The sequence below is a fragment of the Micromonospora sp. NPDC023737 genome (genome assembly GCF_040639715.1).
Lineage (GTDB): Bacteria > Actinomycetota > Actinomycetes > Mycobacteriales > Micromonosporaceae > Micromonospora.
Window position 1 is genome coordinate 26,959 of the sequence record NZ_JBFAAL010000015.1, and the last position, 19,741, is coordinate 46,699.

Sequence of the window (19,741 nt, forward strand, 5' to 3'; positions counted from 1 at the left end):
ACCATCAGCATGCGACGACTCCGAGCCCCCCTGCTCGGCGCCGCGGTGGCGGCCACCCTCGCCGTCACCGGTTGCGGTGTCGGCAGTGGCGACAGCGGCGGCAGCTCAGACAACATGACCATGACTGTCTGGACCACCAACCCCGACCAACTGAAGCTGCTCAACGACCTCACCGCCGAGTTCTCCAAGACGCACGGCGGTGGCAAGGTCGAGATCCAGTCGATCCCCCAGGCGGACTACCTCACCAAGATCTCCATCCGGCTGTCCGGGGGCACCCCACCCGACCTCGGGTGGATGGGCGCCCCGGACGCGGTCGGAATGGCGAAGAACGGCCAGCTCGTAGACCTCGGGCCGCAGCTGAAGGCGGACGCCGCGTACCAGTTCGACGACTTCGTGCCGGCCTCGTTCACCAACTGGCAAACCGGCGACCAGGTGTGGGGCGTACCGTTCTCGACCAGCCCGTTCTTCACCATCTACAACAAGGACCTGCTCGCCAAGTCCGGCGCGCAGGATCCCGCGAAGCTCGCTGCCACCGGCGACTGGACCTGGCAGGCCCTGAGCGACCTCGGCCGCAAGGTGCAGCCGACCCTGCCCACCGGAAGCTACGCCTTCCAGAGCAACGACGGCGGCATCTACGGCAAGCTCGTCTGGACCACCCTGGAACCGCTGATCCGCGCCTACGGTGGCAAGGTCTTCGACCCCGACACCGGCCAGTGCCAGCTCAACTCCCCAGAGTCCGTAGCGGCGGTCCAGGCGTACCGGGCGATGGCGTTCACGGACAAGACCGCGGTGCCACCGGGCAACGAGGCCGACTTCTTCGCCGGCAAGGCCGCCGTCACCTTCACCCAGACCTCACGGCTGAGCCAGCTCAAGGGCGCGGGCTTCGACTGGGGAGTCGCCCCGCTGCCCGCCGGGCCGGGTGGTGTGGTCAACTTCACCGGGCAGGCCGGCCTGGTCGCCTTCAAGGGCGGCAAGCACGAGAAGCTCGCCACCGAACTGATCAAGTACATCAGCGGCAAGGAAGGCACCCAGAAGCTGGCGTCCTTCTTCCCGCCGGCCCGCAAGTCGGTGCTCGCCGAGGCAGAGCAGATCTACGCCCAAGGCCCGCTGCCGAAGGACGCGATCAACTCGGTGCTGGTGTCCGGCATCGAGAAGGGTTACCCGTTCCGTTACCCGTCCGCGTGGCCCGAGGTGCTGCAGACCTCGGCTCCCGTCTTCGACAAGCTCTGGGCACAGAACGCGAACGCGCAGGACGTCATGAACGACCTGTGCCAGCAGCTCGACCCGCTGCTGAAGCGCGACGTCGCGGGGTCCTGACGCCATGACCACAAAGTCCGCGACGGCGCCGCCGTCGCCATACCAGCCCGTATCTGGGCGCGCGACACAAAGCCGGGCCACGCAGGCCGGACGCTCGGCGAGGCGTACGAGGCGCATGCGCGAGACGCTCACCGCGTACCTGCTGATCAGCCCGCAGATGTTGGGCTTCATCGTCGTCGTCCTGATCCCGCTGATCGCGGTGCTGGTGCTCAGCTTCACCGACAGCAACCTGCTCGCCCCGGATGCTCGGCCCGTGGGGCTCGACAACTACCAGACGATGGTCACCGAGGACCCGGCGTTCTGGCGATCCGTCGTCACCACCGGAATCTTCGCGGCCGGCCTGGTCGTGATCAATGTTGCTATGTCGCTGTTCCTGGCACTGGTGCTGCACCGCAAGCTGCGCGGCGCGCAGCTGTTCCTGGCGCTCGCCTTCCTGCCCGTGGTGACGTCCCAGGCGGCATGGGCCATCGTGTGGAGGTTCCTGCTGCAAGGTGAGGGCGGCACCGTCAACAGCCTGCTCAGCGTCTTCTCGATCAGCGGGCCGAACTGGCTGTTCGAGGCGAAGCCGGCGCTGGCCGCGGTGACCGTGGTAGCCGCCTTGAAGACCGTCGGACTGAAAGCCGTCATCTTCCTGGCAGCACTGCGCAGCATCCCGAAAGAGGCGATCGAAGCGGCCCGTCTCGACGGAGCCGGCGAATGGCAGGTCCACCGGCGGGTGATCCTGCCACTGCTCGCCCCCACCACCCTCGTGGTCGTCATCATCACGCTCATCGGCTCGTTCCAGGTCTTCGACTACATCATGTTGATGACGAACGGTGGCCCGTCCCACGCCACCACGGTGCTCGCCTTCGCCATCTACCAGCAGGGCTTCGAACTGATGCGGACCGGCTACGCCAGCGCGCTCGCCGTGGTGCTGTTCGTCATCACGCTGGGCCTCGTGGCCGTGCAGTGGTGGGCCCGTAAGGAGTGGGTGCACAGTGAGTGATCAAACATCCGGCCGGGCGGCGCGCCTTCGGCCCGTGGCGCTGCGCGTGCTGCTGTACGTCCTGCTCGTCCTCGCCGTCGCGCCGCTGGTCTTCCCGTTCCTGTGGATGGCCTCCAGCGCGCTGAAGCCGCCGGCCGAGATCTTCTCGTACCCGCCACGCCTGATCCCGCAGCACGTGGCGTGGGAGAACCTCAGTGAGGTGTTCCGCCTCCAGCCGTTCGCCCGTCAGATCTGGAACAGCGTCTACATCGCGGCGGCCGTCACGGCGTTGACCTGCGCGTTGTCGCTGCTGTCCGGGTACGCGTTCGCGCGGCTGCGGTTCCCCGGCCGAAACCTGCTGTTCTTCCTGCTGCTCAGCGCCCTGATGCTGCCGGCGGAGGTCACCCTCATCCCGCTGTTCAAGATGCTGCGCCTGGCCAATCTGGTCGACACCCACGTGCCGCTGATCATCTTGCCGGTGTTCGGCGCCACCGGCGTGATGGCGACCTTCCTCATCCGGCAGTTCTTCCAATCCCTGCCGCCCGAGGTGGAAGAGGCGGCCCAGCTCGACGGGCTGGGCCGGCTCGGCATCATCTGGCACATCGCGATGCCGCTCGCCCGGCCCATGCTCGGCGCCGTCGCGATCATCGCGTTCCTCGCGAGCTGGAACTCCTACCTGGAACCGCTGGTCTTCCTCAACCGGGTGGAGCTGTTCACCGTGCCGGTCGCGATCACCGCGTACACCGACGCGACAGGGCATCCGCTGTGGAACGTGCAGATGGCGGCGACCGCAATCAGCACGCTGCCGGTGCTTCTGGCGTACGTGCTGGCGCGGCGCCAGATCACCGACAGCCTCGCGCACGCCAACTCCCGTTAGACCCCCCGACCGAAAGATTCACATGGAACTCGACTGCGACGTCCTCGTCGTCGGCGCGGGCTGTGGCGGCGTGGCCGCCGCCCAGTCGGCAGCCCGGCTGGGACAGACCGTCATCCTGACCGACTCGACCGACTGGATCGGTGGGCAGCTCACCGCCCAGGCGGTCCCGCCCGACGAGCATCCCTGGGTGGAACACACCGGCGTAACCGCGACGTACCGTCAGATGCGCGACGCGGTACGCGAGGCGTACCGCCGCAACCGTCCGCTGACCCCGGCCGCCCTGGCCGCGGCACACCTCAACCCCGGCGAGGCCTGGGTCAGCAACCTGGCCGCCGAGCCGACGGTCGTGCACGACGTCCTTCGCGACATGCTGCAACCCTGGCTCAGCATGGGTCAGGTGCGCCTACTCACCCGGCACGAGCCGATCTCGGCGGAGGTCACCTTCGACCGGGTCGACGCCGTCACCTTCACCGAAACCAGGGAAGGCGCGACGGTCCGGATCACCGCCCGCTACGTCCTCGATGCCACCGAAGAGGGTGACCTGCTGCCGCTCACCGGATGCGAGCACGTCATCGGAGCGGAGAGCACGGCGGAGACCGGCGAACTGCACGCGCTGGCAGGTCCGGCCGACCCGCACGACCAGCAGGCCATCACCTGGTGCGTCGCGCTCGAACTCCGTCCCGGCGAGGACCACACGATCGACCGGCCGAAGGAGTACGACTTCTGGAAGAGCTACCGGGCGGCACACTGGCCCGGCCCCCAACTCGGCTGGGTGACCGAGGAGCCGGAGACCGGTAAGCCGCTGCAACGGCCGCTCTTCGGCGCGCCCGGCGAACGCGACCTCTGGACGTTCCGCCGAATCCGCTACGGACAGCACGTGAACCCGGCCGTTCCCGACATCACCCTCGTGAACTGGCCGCAGATCGACTACTGGCTCACCCCGATCACCGGAGTTTCCGCACCGGAACGCGCCGCGGGTCTCGAGCGTGCCCGGCAGCTCACCCTCTCCTTCGTCCACTGGCTGCAGACCGAGGCGCCACGCCCGGACGGCGGGGCGGGCTACCCGATGCTGCGTCCCAACGGCGACGTGCTGGGTACGACGGACGGTCTGGCCGCCGCCCCGTACATCCGGGAGGCACGACGCATCCGGGCCGAATTCACTGTCCTCGAGCAGCATGTCGGCGTCCTAGCTCGACCAGGAGCAAGCAGCGCGGAGACCTTCGACGACAGTGTCGGTGTGGGCTGCTACCGCATCGACCTGCACCCGAGCACCTCAGGGCGCGGCTACCTCGACATTGCGACCTACCCCTTCCAGGTGCCGCTCGGCGCCCTGGTGCCGGTCCGGCTGGAGAACCTCGTCGCAGCCGGCAAGTCCCTCGGCGTCACACACATCACCAACGGCTGCTACCGGCTGCACCCGGTCGAATGGAACGTCGGCGAGGCCGCCGGAGCGCTCGCGGCGTTCAGCATCAAACGTGGCGTACCGCCCCGTGCGGTGCGGTCGAAGCCCGAGCTGTGCGCCGAATTCCAGGCGACCCTGGCCGACCTGGGCGTCCAGATGCACTGGCCGGACGACATCCGCGTGCAGACCCGGTGACGGGTTCCGGACTCCCGGCGGCCAACGCGGCACGACACCGGCGACCATGAACGTCCGGCCGTCCGCCGTCGGGCAGGGGCTTCCGAAGCCCGTGCCCCGGCGGTCGGCCGGTCGGTCCCCGGCATCGGCCGACCGGCACGCGCCCCTACTGCCGGCAGGCGCATTTGGGGTATGCGCTGCAGAGGTTGAATGGTCGAGTTGACCTATGGGTGGTCGGCGGCCATGTGCGAACCCGGCTGCCCGAACCACGCATCGTGGACGGCATGCAAGCCGTCGTCCGATGAGTCAATCAGCTGGAAGAACTTCCACGCGTACCCGTACGGGTCTTCGAACTCGACGTACCTTTCGCCCCACGGCGCATCCACCGGACCGGTACCGATGACTGTGCGGATTAGCTCAACTGCACATAGTGAATGGCCGCGATCCCGGGGGCGACGGCCGAATGATGCTGTAGAGCGGGCATGACTGGGCTGAGGTCCGGCGACGAGCTGCTGTTCGTCGCCGGAAAGTCGGCGATCCGGGCGGCGTTGGGTTCCAGCATCTAGCCGGCTGAGGGCCTGGCCCCGAGCCGGCTGACCGCGAACGCGGCCAGCAGCAGTACGGTCAGGCCGCCGTCCCAGGTGATGATCGTGCCGGTGTCCGCGATCCCGCCATGGCCCTGGTATGCGAGGCCGGTCACGGTCAACGCCAGCTTGTTCATGATGACCAGCAGCCACACCGCGAGGTTGCCCAGGGGTCTGACGGTCAGGAGCGCGAACAGGCCGGCGAAGAGCACGAACCCGTACAGCCGCCAGGTCTCCACCACCTTGGTCGCACCGCCCGCATCGAACACGACCTGGACCTGGGTCACCGCGGCGCCAACCGCACTGACTGTGGCGATGATCAGCAGGATGCGGGCAAGGCGTAGTCGCCCGGGCGGAATCGAGGAGTGGACGGTGGATTGCTGTACGGTAGCGACGGGCGTGGACATGGCTTCCTCCAGGGTGGCGCTCAGGCCGGGTGGGCGTGGGATGGTCGGGCACCGCGAAGGGCGCCGTCGATGATCAGGTCCAGGTAGGGATGGTCGACCGGCTCGCCGGTAACCAGGATCCGGTAGTACAGCGGGCCGACCAGCTGATCGAACAGGACGGCGACATCGAGGTCTGTGCGCAGTGCGCCGCGTCGGACTGCGGAGGCCAGCAGTCCGATGGCCATCGCGTTACGGCGGGCGAACACGGCCCGAATCAGCGTGCCGAGGTCGGCGTGCCGGGCCGCCGCCGCCGCGATTTCCGCGACGACGCCGGCCGAGCGGTCGTCCGCGCCTTCGGGCAAGCCGGCCCGGCGCACGGTGTTCAGGCCGTCGGCCACTTGATGCAGGTAGTGGGTCAGATCGGCCCGGATGTCACCGGTATCCAGGATCGGCACGTCATCCTGCATCAGCGCGACAACGGCCACGATCAAATGGTCCTTGGTCGGCCAACGCCGGTAGAGGGTGGTCTTGGCGACGCCGGCACGGTCGGCGACCTCGTCGATGGACAGTGCGGCGTAACCATTGACCAGCAACAGATCCCGGGCGGCGATCAGGATCCGTCGGTCAACGTCGATGTCTCGGGGACGGCCCCGAGAGGGGCCACGTTCGGGCATGGCCACCACCTTTCCGATACCTGGGTAGCGGAACAAAGGCTAGGCGAGGGCGCCCAATTACGCAACCCAGGTAGCGATAATGCCCGTGTTGGCTGGCGGGCAGAAAGGGTGTTGGCAGGGGCCGTGTACCCGGCACCACCGAGCGATGATGGCAGCGTGGGCCAACGTGACGGCATGCTGTGCGTGGCCGCTTCCCTGGTCGCGAACCGCGTCCACGGCTAGACGCGTGGCCGGCTTTACGATCGACTACAGATCAACTACCCGACGTCACCAATCGTTGCGCGCAAAGGGAGCCCTCGCTCAACTGACGCTATCTCTGTGGTGGGTGAGGGGGAGCGCCTCCCGGCGGTGATGCCTGGGTCAGCTACCCGGCGTCGGGACGGGGTGCCAGGACCACCACCGCGGTCTCCGACGATCGCAGTGTCGCGAAGGCGTCGATGTTCGGGTCTATCTCGCGCCAGCGGGCCCAGAGCCGCGACCGCTCGTCGCCTGTCGCGGCGTGACCGCGTACCAGCCGTCGACCGCCGACCAGGTCGACGGTCGCGTGTGGATGTGTTTGCAGGTTGAGCCACCAGGCGGGCTCACCCTCACCCCATCCGTTCATCGCCAGCGTGAACAGATTCGGTCCGTCCTCCAGGTATGCGACGATGACGCTGCGCTGCTGGCCGCTCCGCCGTCCCGTGGTGGTCAACCGCAATGTGCCCCAGCGGTCGGCGCGCGGCCGCCAGATCCCGATCCGGCCGCCGAAGGCTCGGTACAGGGCCCGGTGGACCGACCAGGCCGTACGGATGAACCAGCGCGGCGGAAGCCGCGGTACCTTCGTCCCGTCCTCGACCGGCATGGCGACCTCCTCCGCCTATCAGGCCACGGCCGCGAAGGGGCGTCAATCGCAGCTTCGGTCAGACCCGGAGCGCCGAGTGGTCGCCGTCCCGAGGCCCGGTCCCAGCCGGAGCCGCACTGTCGGATCGGTCCGCAGTGCTGGCAGCCCCGCGGACAGAGCGTTTGCGGTGTGGCGCTGCTGAGACCGCTGGCATGCAGGATCGTGGCCACCGTCTGCCCGGAGACGCTCATCTCGCGGATCGCGGTTGTGGGGGGGCGTCTCGTAGGGTCCGACGGTGTCATGGCGCGCGCTCTCAGGGGGTTGTGGTCTGTCGGGGCAGCCGAGCGGTAGGGGCGGTGGTGTCGTACCCGGCAGCTTGGAGGTTGAACAGTTCGGCGTACCGTCCGCCTGCGGCCATGAGGTCGTCGTGTCTGCCGGATTCGACGAGTTGGCCGTCATGCAGGACGTAGATGCGGTCGGCGTGCCGGACGTTGGCGAGCCGGTGGGTGATGAGGATGGTGGTGGCCTGTCCGTGCCGGTCGCGGATGGCCTGGAAGAGGGCGTCCTCGGCGCGCGGGTCGAGGGCGGAGGACGGTTCATCCATGATGAGTAGGTCGGCGTCGCGAAGGAAGCCGCGGGCGGCGGTGATTCGCTGCCACTGCCCGCCGGAGAGGTCTTGTCCGCCGGCGAAGGTGCGGTCGAGCAGCGTCTCGTACCCGTGGGGTAGCTCGGTGATCATGTCGTGGGCGACGGCGAGGGCGGCAGCGGCCTGGATGCGGTCCTGGGCGGGTGCCGCGGTGATGTCTCCGATGGCGACGTTCGTGGCGGCGGTGAACGGCCACTTGTGGTACTCCTGTGTGACGACCGTGATCCGGGCCCGTAGCGCGTCGATGTCCCAGTCGGTCGCGGGCCGTCCGTTGTAGCGGATGGTCCCGGAGGTGGGAGTGCGCAGGGTGGCGATCATGGTGGCGAGGGTGGACTTGCCGGAGCCGTTCTCCCCGACGAACGCCACGGTCTGCCCCGCCTCGATGTTCAGGGTGACCTGGTCGACGGCCGCGGCGTCGCGGTCGGGGTAGCGAAGGCTCACCGCATCCACCGTGATCTCCCGCAGCTGGCCCGGCGCCGGCATCTCGGGAGCTGGGTTGGTCTGCGGTGGCAGGTAGCCGGCAGCGCGGGCCATGAAGCCGGTGTAGTCGCGGAAATGCTGCCCCTCGGTGTAGACGCGGTCGACCTGGAAGGTGACCACCGCGAGGGAGCGTTGGGCGGATTGCACGGCGATGACGCAGGTAGCGGCGGCGGCGAGGGGAATCTGGCCGTCGATGAGCAGCAGACCGAGCAGGACGTAGACGACGGCGGTGGCCGCCCCACCGATCATCGCGCCGACCGTGGTGGTCGTGGTCACCCGGCGGGCCAGGGCCAGCTGGATGTTGGTCTCGACGCTCATGACCCGGTCGTACTGGTCGAGCAGGAAGCCGCGGAGGCCGTAGGAGCGCAGTTCGGGGGCAGAGTCACGCTCGGCCATCAGCCGGTGCAGCAGCCACAGCCGGCGACGGCGCACCGATCCGGCCGCGTAGGTCTGGTAACGCAGGTGCCCGGCGCGCAGCGACGCCCACCCGTTGGGGACGGTGGCCACGAGCAGGGCGAGCAGCAGCAGTGGGTGGATCACCACGACGGCGACCGCGACCGCGAGGACGCCGCTGAGGCCGGCGAGCAGGTTCATCGACGCTTGAACCAAGCCGGTGGTGGAGTCCGCTCCGCGAGAAGCGCGTTCCATGTCGTCGGCGAACGCGTCGGCGTCGAACGCCTCCAACCGCACTGCCGTGGTCACCTCGAACAGGCCACGTTCCACCTCGCGGTCCACCTTCGGGGTGAGGCCGTTCTGCGCGTACCCCATTGCGGCGGCCATGCCGGCGCGCAGCGCGGTCACCGCCGCCAGCGCTATCAGGGCCGGCAGTGCGGCGACCACCTTGTCTGCGGTCGGCCCGCCGGCGAACAGCTCAACCAGTACCCGCTGCGCGGCGAGGAGCCCGAACGCGGACATCACCCCCGCGCCCACCGTCGTGGCCGCGACCACCGAGGTCCGCATCCGATCGGCGCGCCAGCTCACCGCGAGGGCGGACCAGACGAGGCGGGGCAGCTCGGTGAAGACGGCGAACAGGCGGGCCTGCGCCCTGGCCCGTACGCCGGTCTCCCACCACATCTCCCGCAACTCCGGCAGCACCGAATCGTGCGCTGTCGTGGCGGGACGGGTTGGGGTGTGGTCGGGGCGGCTGGTGGTGGGCATGGCGGACCTCCCGAGGGTGAGCCGGGTTCGCTGAGGTGGTGGTACGTCGACGGTGGGCGATGTGCCCTGCAGGTGTCGCGCTCGGCAGGGGGGCATCCAGGGGCTGGGGTCAGGTCCCCGGCAAAGTCCGGGTTCCACTCGGCCCTTCCGGCCTGCTGCCTGGTACGGGAACCCGCCGGCCTCCACGCCTGACCCGTCGAGACCTCGGCTCAGTGAGCAGGCCTCGCGACTCGCGAGCGCCGATCGGGATCTCCCGGGCCGTCCGCTTGCACGACGGGTCGGCGGTCACGCCGAGGTGTTCGAAGGGCATGCAGGGACCGTAGGACGCGCACCAGTGGACACGCCCGCAGCGCAGTGCCAACCGGCCGTCGGAATCCCGACCGATCGTTCTGGATCCGATGCGGCAGCGTGCGGCGGACCGGCGGTGTGCTGACCGCGGAGCACTACCGCATCGCGGACCTGGACCACCAACGCCGCCACGGCACGGCCGTACGGCATACGGTATCGGCCGGTACGATGGCGGCACCATGTCGAGGGAGCGCAGGACCAAGGCCGATCCCGCCCGTAGCCTGGCCATTCTGTGGCGGACGCGGGAGCCGACCAGCCGCAGCGCCGGGCCCGGGCTCAGTGTGGATCGGATCGTCCGGGCGGCGATCGAGATCGCCGACGCGGAGGGGATCGACGCGCTCACCATGCGCCGCGTCGGCGAGGCGCTGGGTGTCGGAACGATGTCCGTCTACACATACGTGCCCGGCAAGGCCGAACTGCTCGACGTCATGATCGACACGCTCTACGGCGAGATGGAACGCCCGACGGACGTACCCGATGGCTGGCGGGGCAGGCTGGAGCGGATCGCGCGGGACAACCTGGCGCTCTACCGCGCACACCCCTGGATGCTGCGCGCCGAGACCAGCCGGCCCGTGCTCGGCCCCAACATGCTCGCCAAGTACGACTACGAGCTGAACGCGGTGGCCGGCATCGGGCTCAACGACGTGGAGATGGACGCCGTACTCACCCTGCTCCTCGGGCACGCCAAGAACTCGGCGCGGGCCGCTTCGGAGGTCTCCGACCTCGAACGCGAGACCGGCATGACAGACGGCCAATGGTGGCAGCTGCACGCCCCCTGGCTGGAGAAGTTCATGAAGGCGGGTAGCTATCCGACGGCCGCTCGGGTCGGCACCGCGGCCGGGCAGGCGCACGGTGCGGCCTACGGACCGGAATACGCCTTCGAGTTCGGTCTCCGGCGGGTGCTCGACGGCATCGCGGTGGTCGTCGCCGAGCGTTCGGCCGAGGCCGGGCCGGCCCGCTAGGGGCGCGAGGACGAGATCCTCGCTCGGCCGGGGCCATGCCTGCCGCCATACCCTGGATCAATCGGGTCGGCGTCCGGTGCCGGCCCCGCACGGGGAGCCGCGATGACCGAGAGCGTTCGTAGAGCGGCTCCCGACGGGGGCGGCGCCGACGACGAATGGATGGCTCGGGTCGCGCGCGAGGCCAGCGCCGACGCCGGCGGGGTGCCGGTGGAACTGCTCGGCGACTATCTGCGGCTGCTGACGGACGCGGCGGTGACCGGCCGCCGGCCACGCCGCGGTGAACTCGACGCGGTGGGCGCACTCGGCCGGCGCGCCGCCGAGCAGGGCGTGTCGGCGGGGCGGGTCGTTCGCCTCTACCTGTCCGCGGCGCGGCGGCTCTGGCGGCAGTTGCCGCACCTGGCCCGTTCCACCGACAGCGACACGGTAACCGCGGCGGCGGACGCGGTCCTCCACGTCGTCGATACCGCCGTCGCCACCCTCGCCGAGGGGTACGCGGCCGCCCGACGGGATCTGGTCCGCCGGGAGGAGACGCTGCGCCGGGAACTCATCGACGACCTGCTGCGAGGCGACTCGGACCTCGGGGGGCTGGTCGAGCGTGCCGAGCCGTTCGGGCTCGATCTGGCGCGGGTGCACCAGGTGGCGCTGGCCTCGCCGAGCCGGCGGCTGCCGGACACCGACACGGCGATCAGCGCTCTGGAGCGGGTCATCTTCGACCGGCTGGGCGATCGAGACGTGCTGGTGGCCACGAAGGAGGGCCTGCTCGTGGTGATCGCGCCGGCGGACACGGTGACAGTCGAAAGGGGCGCTGGCGACGGTGGTTCGCCAGGCGACCTGGGCCGGTTGATGCATGCCGAGTTGGACCGCCTGGCGCGAGGCCGGCCTTGGCAGGTGGCGGTGGGCCGCCCACACCCCGGGCTGTACGGTATCGCCCGCTCCTACGAGGAGGCCCGCGAGGCGTTGACCACGGCGCGGCGGCTGCGCGCCGACACCGCCGTGATCGATGCGCACGAGCTGCTCATCTACCGTGTTCTGCTGCGGGATCAGCCGGCCATGGTGGATCTGGTGCGGGCGGTGCTGACGCCGCTGAGCCGAGCCCGGGGCGGGGCCGAGCCGCTGCTGGACACCTTGAACGAGTACTTCACGTGCGGCGAGGTCGCCACCGAGGCGGCCCGCCGCCTGCACGTGTCGGTCCGCACCGTCACCTACCGGCTGAACCGGGTCCGGGTACTGAGCGGCTACGACCCGGCCGATCCGCGGGACCGGTTCACCCTGCACGCCGCCGTGCTCGGCGCGCGGGCACTGGACTGGCCGCGTCAGCCGCTCCCCACCTAGGAGGTCAGTGGGGGAGAGTGACCATTTCCGGGAAGCCGAGCAGGGTGGCCAGGGCCGTCGCCTCACTGCGGGTGAGGGCGAGGGTGATCATGCGATCGGGGTCGTCCGGGTCATCGTGAACGACGTCCCGGCGGTCGCCGGCCTGATACTCGACAATTCCGATCCGTCGGCCCTGATCGGTGGTGAAGGTCTGCCGCACTCCGATGCCGGGCAGGCTGGTGCGTTCGATGTTCATCGCGAGAGCTCCATTTGGGATGGCTGCCCAAGGCCGGCCGGGAGCGGCTCGGCGTCAGGTCAACGCAGTGGACGGTCGGGTGGATACCGCGACGTCCGGTGGAGCTCGGTTGGCCGACCAGGCGGGTACGCAAGCCGCGACGGCGCGGGTCAGCCGGAACACGATGCACATGCCCAGCGCGCAACCCGTACGGACGGCAGTGACGACAACGGCCAGCACGGCCAGCATCGACAGCACGAGCGGCCGCTCGACGCCGATGGGGTGCTGTTGGTTGCGCATGCGGCCCACCATAGTCGCCCACCGGCCGCCAACAGAGGCCCGGTACGAGGATTTGCTCAGGTAGCCGATAACACGATTCGGGCCGCCGTCTCCGGTGCTGGCAGCCACGCGGCTACCGAACAGGTCCTTCCGGCGGTCGGCAACTGAGTAGGCCGTTATTGGCCGGTGCCGGGCAATGTCAGCCCCGGCTTTTGGGGCGACGCTGGAGATCCGACGCGATACCCGGGTAGCGAGGAGGCGGTGATGATGGTCCGCATGCTGGTGGCGTCGCCACCCGTGTCCGCCGGCCGTCCGCCGCTGCCCCGGTCGGGTCGTCCCGGCGTCCCGGTCCGCCCGCGTCGGCCCGGCTCCCGAGACCGGTCGCGTCCGCCCTGCCGGAGCGACGTCTGACGCTCAGGAACCCGGCAACGCGACGGCGCGAGGCGCGGTGACCTGAGGTCCATCCACGCATCGGCCGCTCGCGCACCGTTTCTCGTCCCATGCCGTCCCGTCGGACGGCCGGGCAGCCGTATCCCACCGTGAGAGAGGTCGGTATGACCGGCAACGTCACCTCCGTCCACCCCTGGCCGCCCACCGGCATGGTGGTCGGCCACTCCCACACGACCCGCCCGGTGGCGACCGTCGACCCGGAGCCGATCGCCGTGGACCTCGGCAGCGCCCACCTGCGGATCTGGCTGGGGCCCGGCGGGGTGCTCAGTGCCCCGGTCGGCCAGGGCCTCCGGACGCCGGTCGTGCGGCGCGGCCGGATCATCGACGGTTCCGCCTGCGCGGCCGAACTTCGGCGGCTACTGCGCGAGCACCGCACGCCGGTGCCGGTGGGAGCGCTGGTCGTGGCCTGCCGCCCGGTGCTCGCCACCGCGGCCGACCAGGAAGCGACCCGCCGTGTGCTCACCGCGGTGTTCGCGCCGTCCCGGCTGCTCTTCGTCGACAGCGTCCGCGCGGGCGCCATCGGCGCCGGTGCCGCCGCCGGCACCCTGCTACTCGCCGACGTCGGCGCCCAGCTCACCGAGGTCGCCGTGCTCGAGGAAGGCCGGGTGGTGGCTGCCCGACGCGCCGACGTCGGCACCCGCGACCTGAACCATGCGGTGACCGTGACCATGCTCGCCGACACCACTGCCGGGTTGATCCGTGAGCTGCGGCAGGAACCGGCGCTGCGGCCGCTGATCTCCGCGTCCCTGGCCCGTGGCCTGATCGTCGTGGGCGACGGAGCCACCCGACCAGATCTGACCGCCCGCCTGGTCGCCACTCTGGGCGCATCGGTGCACCGTGCCGCGTCACCACGCACCGCCGCCCTGACCGGCGCAAGCCTGGCCGCCGTCGCGGCGACCCGGCACCCGGCCGCCGACTGACCGCGACATCCTGCCCGGAAGGAGCAATCGACGAAGACGCATACCGTGAACGATCGCACCGCTCTCTTGCGTGAGCTGCTGGACCGCCAGCTCGGAGAGCACACCAACCAGCTCACGGAGCGGACGATGCGTGCGCGGCAGCCAGACCAGGGCGGCCACGACCCGGACACCCTGCGCGAGCTGATCGAAGGCGCGCGGAAAGGCGTCGGCGACGTGACCCAGGCGCTGAAGCGGATGTCCGAGGGCAGCTACGGTGTCTGCGAGGGATGCGGCCAAGACATCCCGACGGCCCGCCTGGAGATCCTGCCCGCGGCCCGCCACTGCGTACCGTGCCAGCAACGGCGCTGACCTGCCGGCGGGTGGGTGCGGCCGTCACCGCTGGTCGGCGCCGGCGTCCAACGACGGCGCCACCACGGCGAAGGCCCGGTCGGTCAGCTCGGCCAGGCGATGTTCGTCGTCGCCGGGCCGCCACTGTTGGAGCACCGCGTCCAGGGCCAGCATGGCCATGCCCGCGGCCATCTGCGGGTAGGGATCGGTGCTCGGGTCGAGGTCGTGGCGGGCGGCGAGTTCGGCGGCCAGCCCGCTGCGCCACTGGATCTGGCGTTCCAGCCAGCGGGCGTGCAGGGCGGGGGTGTCGAGGATGAGCCGGACCACGATCCGGGATCGTTCGGCGTGGTCGGGCTGGTCGGCGCAGCCCGAGAGCGGTCGCCAGATGGCATGACGCAGCGCGACCGATGGTGGTTCGTTCTTCGGCCGGGCGGCGAGCTCGGTGACGACGTCCGTGCCCATGTCGGCGAGGAACCGGACGACGACGTCCTCCTTCGAGGCGAAGTAGCGGAAGAAGGTGCGCCGCGACATGCCCGCGGTCGCGACGATGTCGTCGACCGTGACGGCGTCGAAGCCGCGGGTGGCCAGCAGCATCAGGGCCGCGTTGCGCAGCTCCTCGGCGACGAGCTGCCGTTTGCGTTCGGCCAGCGTGCCGTCCGACCTCGTTGCCATGCACCGATGCTATGCCATGCCCATTTCGGCATTCTGCGCACTGCTTGACACTGGGTGCCATCGAGAGCACCGTAGAGCGCATGAATGCTGATCGCTGGACCGCGGACCGGATCCCGGACCTGAGCGGACGCACCTTCGTCGTCACCGGAGCGAATTGCGGACTTGGCCTGGTCACCACGCGGGCGCTCGTCGCACGGGGCGCCCGCGTGGTGATGGCCGTCCGCGACGCGGAGAAAGGTCGGGCAGCCGCCGCCTCGCTCGGTGCGGCATCCGGCGCGAGCTGGGAGGTGCTCCGGATCGACCTGGCCGACCTCGACTCGGTCCGGGAGTTCGCCGAGCGGATGCACGCGTCACACCGCCGGGTGGACGTCCTGATCAACAACGCCGGGACGATGGCCACGCCGTACGCCCTCAGCCCGCAGGGTCACGAGGTGCAGCTGGCCACGAACCATCTCGGCCATTTCGCCCTCACCGGCCTCCTGCTCGACCTGCTGCTGGCCGGCCGTGACCCGCGCGTGGTCACGGTGACCTCGGTCAACCACCGACGGGCCCGGCTGCCCTTCGACGACACCCGGCGGTACTCGCCGATGGGCGTCTACAACTCGTCCAAGCTGGCCAACGCCATCTTCGGCTGGGAGCTGCACCGTCGGCTCAGCGACGCGGGCAGCCCCGTTCGCAGCATCCTGGCCCACCCCGGCTACGCCGCCACGAACCTGCAGCTCAGCGCCACCACCGCAGGGTGGCGACTGGTGCTGGGCCGGCTGGGCAACCCGCTGCTGGCGCAGCCCGCCGACCGTGGTGCCCTGCCCCAACTGTTCGCCGCCACCGACGCCTCGGCCCGCGCGGGTCAACTCGTCGTCCCCGACGGGCCAGGCGAACTACGCGGTTATCCCGTGCCGGGGAAACTGTCGCCCGCCGCGACCGATCCGGAGAACGGTCGCCGTCTCTGGACCCTGTCCGAGCAGGCCACCGGGGTACGGTTCGAGGCGCTCCGGCCATCGCGCTGACCTAAGCGCCTTGGAGCAGGAAGGTGACCTCGGCGCGGCGGACGGCTACGGCCTCATCCCCGCCCGAGACCGGCCCGCCGTCGTACGGCCTCGGTGACGGCGACCCAGTGTTGTTCGGCCTGCCCGTGCGCCATGGCGTCGATGAACGCGTCGCGCAGCACTCCGCCGAGCGGCAACGGCACGCCGTGCGCCTGCCCGGTGTCGAGCGCGAGGTTCACATCCTTGTGCCCGAGTGCCAGCTTGAACGCGACCGGCTCGTACTCGCGGGCGCCGATCAACCGGCCGTAGTTCGGAAAGACCACACCAGTGAACAGGTGCTCGCTGACGATGTCGATGAGCAGCTTCGGGTCGAGTTCGGCGGCCTCGGTGACGGTGGTCGCCTCGGCCATCGCCCCGATCGAACAGGCGATCAGGTAGTTGACCATGATCTTGAGCAGGTTGGCCTGCGATGGTTGGTCGCCGATCGTCCAGGTGCGGCGGCCGATCACGTCGATCAGGGGCTGGACGACCGTGATCGCCTCGGCCTCGCCGGCCACGAGCACTGTCAGGTTTCCGGCGCGGGCCACCTCACTGTTGCCCAGCACCGGCGCGGCGACGTAGCGCAGGCCCAACTCCGCGTAGCGCTGATGAGCGCGGGCCGCCAGCTCGCTGCTGATGGTCGCTGTGTTCACGTGCACGGCGCCGGCAGGGGCGATGGCCAGCAGATCCTCGTCGAGCAGGAGTCCGGTGACCGTGTCGTCGTCGCTGAGCGCGCTGAGTACCACGTCGCAGGTGAAGATCTCGGCCAGGTCGGCGGCCGCGGTGGCGCCTTGCTCGGTCATCTCCCGCACCGGCTCCGGCGAACGGTTCCAGACCTGGACGGGGTGGCCGGCGGCGAGCAGGTTGGCCACCATCGCCTGGCCCATCGCCCCGAGCCCAACGAACCCGATCTTCATGGCTGGTCACGCTCCTGGCTCTCGCGCTGGTCCGGGTGGCTGCGGTAACTCTACGGATCTTGCTCGGGAGGTTCCACGGTTGGTGACGGAGGTCCCGGTGAGGGTGTCGGGGCGTTGCTCCCGGCCGTGTGGAAGTCCGTGCTGCGTGTCGCGCGAGCCGCGGCATCCGGCCACGCGTCATCCGGCGCGGGCACCGGCCCCGGTACGTCAAGGGTCACCAGCGGGTGCGGATACGCCAGCGGGTGCGGTACACCGACCGCCCGTAGTGCGGCACGAAGGCGATCACCGCCATCACGGCGGTAATGGTGGCGACGACCGCGAGTGGCGGCAGCCCTCCCATCATCGGCGCCGTCACAGACAGGACGACCACACCGATAGGCATGCGCCACAGCAACGCCCGGAACGCCGCCAGCGCGTACACGGTCCGGCCGGCGAGGAACACCGTCGGACCGGCAACCACGATCGCCAACTCGGTGGCGTTCGTTTCCCCGACGGGGTTCCTGGTGACGATGTCACCACCGGCGGCGATCAGCACCACGCCGGACACCATGATCAGATGCGCGTACGCCACGACCAGGCCGAAGCGACCGGGACTGGTGGCCTCGTCGATTCCGGTGGCGAGATGGTCGGCGACGTAGACGATGTAGGTCCGCCACATGGTCACGGTCAGGACGAAGAGGAGGACCAGGCCCGCCGTGCGCGGCGACACGAACGGGGGGTCGCCGTAACGTCGCACTCCCACCAAGATGATCTCGCCCAGGGCGACGATGAACATCTGCCGGTAGCGCTCCGACAGGTGCTCGCCCGCTACCCGCAGTTCATCTGCGCTCAAACGACCCAGCCGAGGCAGCGGATACCCGAAGAAGCTGACCGCATAGTCGATCAGGACCGCCGTCGCCCAGATCACCAGCCGGATCGAGCTGGGCAGGAAGGCGCCGACCACCCACAGCACGCCGGTCAGGCAGAACCAGATGAGCACCCGCAGCGACCGCCTCCGCAGCGCGTGACCCCGCAGGGCAGCGATGAGAACGAGCCCGCGAAACAGGTGCAGGCCCACGTACGCCCCGGCGAACGCGATCCCGTTGACTCCCTCGAATGCGCTGCTGATGGCCAGCGACATCAGCAATCCGCCGAACAACACGATGAGGACGATCAACTGGACCACCGGCAGGCGGGGGTCGTACCAGTCGGTGGTGTACGCCGTGACCGTCCAGACCCACCAGATGGCGGCGAGCAGGACCACGGTTTCCACCGCATGGTCCAAGCTGAGAGCGCCGGTCAGGCGGTCGGACAACCGGGTGAGCGCGACGATGAGACCGAGGTCGAAGAGCAGTTCCAGGTAGGAGATCCGGCGGGGGGCTTCCTGGCTACGCAGAATCCACCCCCACCGTGTCTGCGTCACAGCCCTCTCATCCGGTTTGCCTCTTCCGAACTTGGTATCACGGCCCAACGGACACCGCGTGGCTTTCACCGGAGTGCCGCTGCGGCCGCGGCAGCGTACGTGCGGCCGACAACAACCGTGCCCCGAGAAGGCCCCGGTGCGTGCTGCGTCAGATTGTGAACGCCGCCCAGCATGCGGCCATGACGCGAGCGGGGCTCGGCGGGGTTGTCGCAGGAATACTGCTCATACTGGGCTGCTCGGTTGGCACGAGCACAGGGAAGGATTCGCCCTCCCGGTCGCCTGAAAGCACCGACGCCGCCACGACGACCGAGGCGATGGAGATGCTGCGCTCCGGCACGGAGTTCATCGGCGAAACCAGCCTCCGCGTCGATACCGACATAGCCGGCCAGGTCACGACCCGGCCGCACGTCGACACCGTCGGCGAGCGCGCCGCCATCACGATCTCGGCGGCGGTCAGGCTGTCGAGATCCGGCTGATCGACGACGAGATCTACCTGAAGAGCGAAGCCGAGCTTCCTGGTGTCGGCCACCAGTGGATGGTCCTCGGCCCGACCCGCGTGCCGCCGGGCTTCGCCATCGGCTTTGCTCGGGGCAAGAACGACCCGGGCGGCTCGGCACGTCTCATCGACGCAGTCGTCACCGGCATTCCGGACGCGTCCCTGCGCTACAGCGACTTCCGTACAGCAGTCGAGGTCATCCGACCTGCAAGGAGCGATGGCCGCGCCCGTGGCGTTGTACCGCCAACTTGGCCTCCGGAACTGAGAACGGTCGGCTCAAGTGCCGCTTGCCGCAGCTGTGGAACCTGCACGTCCCAACGGTCGCCCATTCGAGCCGTGCACCTTCTCCGACCAGCCATGGCCGCCGTGCGAGGCTTGAGCTCACCAGGCTCGTCCATGGGCGTCGAAAAAGTTCCGGCGGCGATGTCGAGAAGCCATGATCGGCTCCGTCCCCGGGGTGAACGTGACCAGAATGGGTCGCACGAGCACCGAGGAGAACCACGATGGCCAAGTACCTGCTGCTGAAGCACTACCGCGGCGCCCCGGCTGCCGTCAACGACGTGCGGATGGACCAGTGGACGCCGGAGGAGATCTCGGCGCACATGCAGTACATGCGCGACTTCGCCGCCCGGCTCGAGGCAACGGGCGAGTTCGTCGACGCCCAGGCGCTCGCCCCCGAGGGGACGTTCGTCCGGTACGACGGTGAGGGGCGTCCGCCGGTCACCGACGGCCCGTTCGCCGAGACCAAGGACCTCATCGCCGGATGGATGGTGATCGACGTCGACAGCTACGAGCGCGCCGTCGAGCTGGCCGGGGAGCTGTCGGCCGCCCCCGGTGCGGGTGGGAAGCCGATCCACGAGTGGCTCGAACTGCGTCCGTTCCTGACCGAGCCGCCCACCATCACTGAGTAGCCCA

At 69.7% G+C, this 19,741-nt stretch carries 20 protein-coding genes and 2 pseudogenes; 11 read left to right on the top strand and 11 right to left on the bottom strand.

Translation table 11 applies throughout. The features are described 5' to 3' along the window. The first annotated feature begins 9 nt into the window (after window positions 1-9). The 4 genes from AB0F98_RS25390 (at window position 10) to AB0F98_RS25405 (ending at window position 4,755) form a co-directional block, all read left to right on the top strand. Window positions 10-1,317, top strand: a complete 1,308-nt coding sequence (locus tag AB0F98_RS25390; RefSeq protein WP_357739864.1) for a sugar ABC transporter substrate-binding protein — start codon at window positions 10-12, stop codon at window positions 1,315-1,317. Window positions 1,318-1,432: 115 nt separating this feature from the next. Continuing rightward, the gene (locus AB0F98_RS25395) at window positions 1,433-2,302 is read left to right on the top strand and encodes a sugar ABC transporter permease (RefSeq protein WP_357739867.1); all 870 of its coding nucleotides are present in this window, start codon (window positions 1,433-1,435) and stop codon (window positions 2,300-2,302) included. Next, window positions 2,295-3,158, top strand: coding sequence for a carbohydrate ABC transporter permease (locus tag AB0F98_RS25400; protein ID WP_350792234.1), 864 nt, complete (start codon window positions 2,295-2,297; stop codon window positions 3,156-3,158). Before AB0F98_RS25395 ends, AB0F98_RS25400 begins: the two co-directional genes overlap by 8 nt. 22 nt (window positions 3,159-3,180) lie before the next feature. Further along, window positions 3,181-4,755: an FAD-dependent oxidoreductase gene (locus AB0F98_RS25405; protein ID WP_357739871.1), complete on the top strand. Its 1,575-nt coding sequence runs from the start codon at window positions 3,181-3,183 to the stop codon at window positions 4,753-4,755. Between the two features lie 541 nt (window positions 4,756-5,296). On the opposite strand, the gene AB0F98_RS25410 is transcribed toward AB0F98_RS25405, so the two are convergent. From AB0F98_RS25410 to AB0F98_RS25430, 5 genes and pseudogenes are all read right to left on the bottom strand, one after another. Further along, entirely contained in the window at window positions 5,297-5,725 is a 429-nt protein-coding gene (locus AB0F98_RS25410) for a hypothetical protein (RefSeq protein WP_357739874.1), read from the bottom strand. Window positions 5,726-5,745: 20 nt separating this feature from the next. Continuing rightward, window positions 5,746-6,189, bottom strand: coding sequence for a TetR-like C-terminal domain-containing protein (locus tag AB0F98_RS25415; RefSeq protein ID WP_357740184.1), 444 nt, complete (start codon window positions 6,187-6,189; stop codon window positions 5,746-5,748). Window positions 6,190-6,192: 3 nt separating this feature from the next. Further along, window positions 6,193-6,378 (bottom strand): annotated as a pseudogene (locus AB0F98_RS25420) (helix-turn-helix domain-containing protein); the annotation flags it as partial. A gap of 364 nt (window positions 6,379-6,742) precedes the next feature. Further along, window positions 6,743-7,219 carry a nitroreductase/quinone reductase family protein gene (locus AB0F98_RS25425; RefSeq protein WP_357739877.1) on the bottom strand — a complete coding sequence of 159 codons (477 nt, stop codon included), beginning with the start codon at window positions 7,217-7,219 and terminating at the stop codon, window positions 6,743-6,745. Between the two features lie 292 nt (window positions 7,220-7,511). Then, a complete protein-coding gene (locus tag AB0F98_RS25430) occupies window positions 7,512-9,482 on the bottom strand; it encodes an ATP-binding cassette domain-containing protein (protein WP_357739880.1) in 1,971 nt (656 codons plus the stop codon). A gap of 339 nt (window positions 9,483-9,821) precedes the next feature. Between AB0F98_RS25430 and AB0F98_RS25435 the strand changes: the two are divergent. The 3 genes and pseudogenes from AB0F98_RS25435 to AB0F98_RS25445 all read left to right on the top strand — a co-directional run. Beyond that, window positions 9,822-9,950: pseudogene (locus tag AB0F98_RS25435) on the top strand (XRE family transcriptional regulator); the annotation flags it as partial. 59 nt (window positions 9,951-10,009) lie between these two features. After that, entirely contained in the window at window positions 10,010-10,792 is a 783-nt protein-coding gene (locus AB0F98_RS25440) for a TetR/AcrR family transcriptional regulator (RefSeq protein ID WP_357739883.1), read from the top strand. 102 nt (window positions 10,793-10,894) lie between these two features. Further along, window positions 10,895-12,124, top strand: coding sequence for a helix-turn-helix domain-containing protein (locus AB0F98_RS25445; RefSeq protein WP_357739886.1), 1,230 nt, complete (start codon window positions 10,895-10,897; stop codon window positions 12,122-12,124). A gap of 4 nt (window positions 12,125-12,128) precedes the next feature. Here AB0F98_RS25445 and AB0F98_RS25450 read toward each other — a convergent pair whose 3' ends face one another. Together AB0F98_RS25450 and AB0F98_RS25455 are read right to left on the bottom strand one after the other, a co-directional pair. Next, window positions 12,129-12,359, bottom strand: a complete 231-nt coding sequence (locus AB0F98_RS25450) for a potassium transporter TrkA (RefSeq protein WP_357739889.1) — start codon at window positions 12,357-12,359, stop codon at window positions 12,129-12,131. A 54-nt stretch (window positions 12,360-12,413) separates the two neighbouring features. Then, entirely contained in the window at window positions 12,414-12,638 is a 225-nt protein-coding gene (locus tag AB0F98_RS25455; RefSeq protein ID WP_357739891.1) for a hypothetical protein, read from the bottom strand. 518 nt (window positions 12,639-13,156) lie between these two features. On the opposite strand from AB0F98_RS25455, the gene AB0F98_RS25460 reads away from it, so the two are divergent. Next, window positions 13,157-13,987, top strand: coding sequence for a rod shape-determining protein (locus AB0F98_RS25460; protein WP_357739893.1), 831 nt, complete (start codon window positions 13,157-13,159; stop codon window positions 13,985-13,987). Between the two features lie 45 nt (window positions 13,988-14,032). Further along, window positions 14,033-14,335, top strand: coding sequence for a TraR/DksA C4-type zinc finger protein (locus tag AB0F98_RS25465; RefSeq protein WP_357739896.1), 303 nt, complete (start codon window positions 14,033-14,035; stop codon window positions 14,333-14,335). A 24-nt stretch (window positions 14,336-14,359) separates the two neighbouring features. Here AB0F98_RS25465 and AB0F98_RS25470 read toward each other — a convergent pair whose 3' ends face one another. Next, window positions 14,360-14,986, bottom strand: coding sequence for a TetR family transcriptional regulator (locus tag AB0F98_RS25470; protein ID WP_357739905.1), 627 nt, complete (start codon window positions 14,984-14,986; stop codon window positions 14,360-14,362). Window positions 14,987-15,066: 80 nt separating this feature from the next. Between AB0F98_RS25470 and AB0F98_RS25475 the strand changes: the two genes are divergently transcribed. Then, window positions 15,067-15,993: an oxidoreductase gene (locus AB0F98_RS25475; protein ID WP_357739908.1), complete on the top strand. Its 927-nt coding sequence runs from the start codon at window positions 15,067-15,069 to the stop codon at window positions 15,991-15,993. A gap of 53 nt (window positions 15,994-16,046) precedes the next feature. On the opposite strand, the gene AB0F98_RS25480 is transcribed toward AB0F98_RS25475, so the two are convergent. From AB0F98_RS25480 to AB0F98_RS25490, 3 genes are all read right to left on the bottom strand, one after another. Beyond that, complete coding sequence (locus tag AB0F98_RS25480) at window positions 16,047-16,928, bottom strand: NAD(P)-dependent oxidoreductase (protein WP_357739911.1); 882 nt, start codon at window positions 16,926-16,928, stop codon at window positions 16,047-16,049. Between the two features lie 214 nt (window positions 16,929-17,142). After that, on the bottom strand, window positions 17,143-18,330 hold the full coding sequence (locus AB0F98_RS25485) for a low temperature requirement protein A (RefSeq protein WP_357739914.1): 1,188 nt from the start codon (window positions 18,328-18,330) through the stop codon (window positions 17,143-17,145). A gap of 148 nt (window positions 18,331-18,478) precedes the next feature. After that, window positions 18,479-18,859 (bottom strand): hypothetical protein, encoded by a 381-nt coding sequence (locus AB0F98_RS25490; protein WP_357739917.1) that lies wholly within the window; start codon window positions 18,857-18,859, stop codon window positions 18,479-18,481. A gap of 470 nt (window positions 18,860-19,329) precedes the next feature. Between AB0F98_RS25490 and AB0F98_RS25495 the strand changes: the two genes are divergently transcribed. Beyond that, window positions 19,330-19,737, top strand: a complete 408-nt coding sequence (locus AB0F98_RS25495) for a YciI family protein (protein ID WP_357739921.1) — start codon at window positions 19,330-19,332, stop codon at window positions 19,735-19,737. Window positions 19,738-19,741 lie beyond the last annotated feature (4 nt).

Excerpts from the sequence above, each read along its gene's own strand:
- AB0F98_RS25390 (WP_357739864.1), top strand. The coding sequence starts at position 10 with ATGCGACGACTCCGAGCCCCCCTGCTCGGCGCCGCGGTGGCGGCCACC.
- AB0F98_RS25395 (WP_357739867.1), top strand. The coding sequence starts at position 1,433 with ATGCGCGAGACGCTCACCGCGTACCTGCTGATCAGCCCGCAGATGTTG.
- AB0F98_RS25405 (WP_357739871.1), top strand. The coding sequence starts at position 3,181 with ATGGAACTCGACTGCGACGTCCTCGTCGTCGGCGCGGGCTGTGGCGGC.
- AB0F98_RS25410 (WP_357739874.1), bottom strand. The coding sequence starts at position 5,725 with ATGTCCACGCCCGTCGCTACCGTACAGCAATCCACCGTCCACTCCTCG.
- AB0F98_RS25425 (WP_357739877.1), bottom strand. The coding sequence starts at position 7,219 with ATGCCGGTCGAGGACGGGACGAAGGTACCGCGGCTTCCGCCGCGCTGG.
- AB0F98_RS25430 (WP_357739880.1), bottom strand. The coding sequence starts at position 9,482 with ATGCCCACCACCAGCCGCCCCGACCACACCCCAACCCGTCCCGCCACG.
- AB0F98_RS25440 (WP_357739883.1), top strand. The coding sequence starts at position 10,010 with ATGTCGAGGGAGCGCAGGACCAAGGCCGATCCCGCCCGTAGCCTGGCC.
- AB0F98_RS25445 (WP_357739886.1), top strand. The coding sequence starts at position 10,895 with ATGACCGAGAGCGTTCGTAGAGCGGCTCCCGACGGGGGCGGCGCCGAC.
- AB0F98_RS25450 (WP_357739889.1), bottom strand. The coding sequence starts at position 12,359 with ATGAACATCGAACGCACCAGCCTGCCCGGCATCGGAGTGCGGCAGACC.
- AB0F98_RS25455 (WP_357739891.1), bottom strand. The coding sequence starts at position 12,638 with ATGCGCAACCAACAGCACCCCATCGGCGTCGAGCGGCCGCTCGTGCTG.
- AB0F98_RS25470 (WP_357739905.1), bottom strand. The coding sequence starts at position 14,986 with ATGGCAACGAGGTCGGACGGCACGCTGGCCGAACGCAAACGGCAGCTC.
- AB0F98_RS25475 (WP_357739908.1), top strand. The coding sequence starts at position 15,067 with ATGAATGCTGATCGCTGGACCGCGGACCGGATCCCGGACCTGAGCGGA.
- AB0F98_RS25480 (WP_357739911.1), bottom strand. The coding sequence starts at position 16,928 with ATGAAGATCGGGTTCGTTGGGCTCGGGGCGATGGGCCAGGCGATGGTG.
- AB0F98_RS25495 (WP_357739921.1), top strand. The coding sequence starts at position 19,330 with ATGGCCAAGTACCTGCTGCTGAAGCACTACCGCGGCGCCCCGGCTGCC.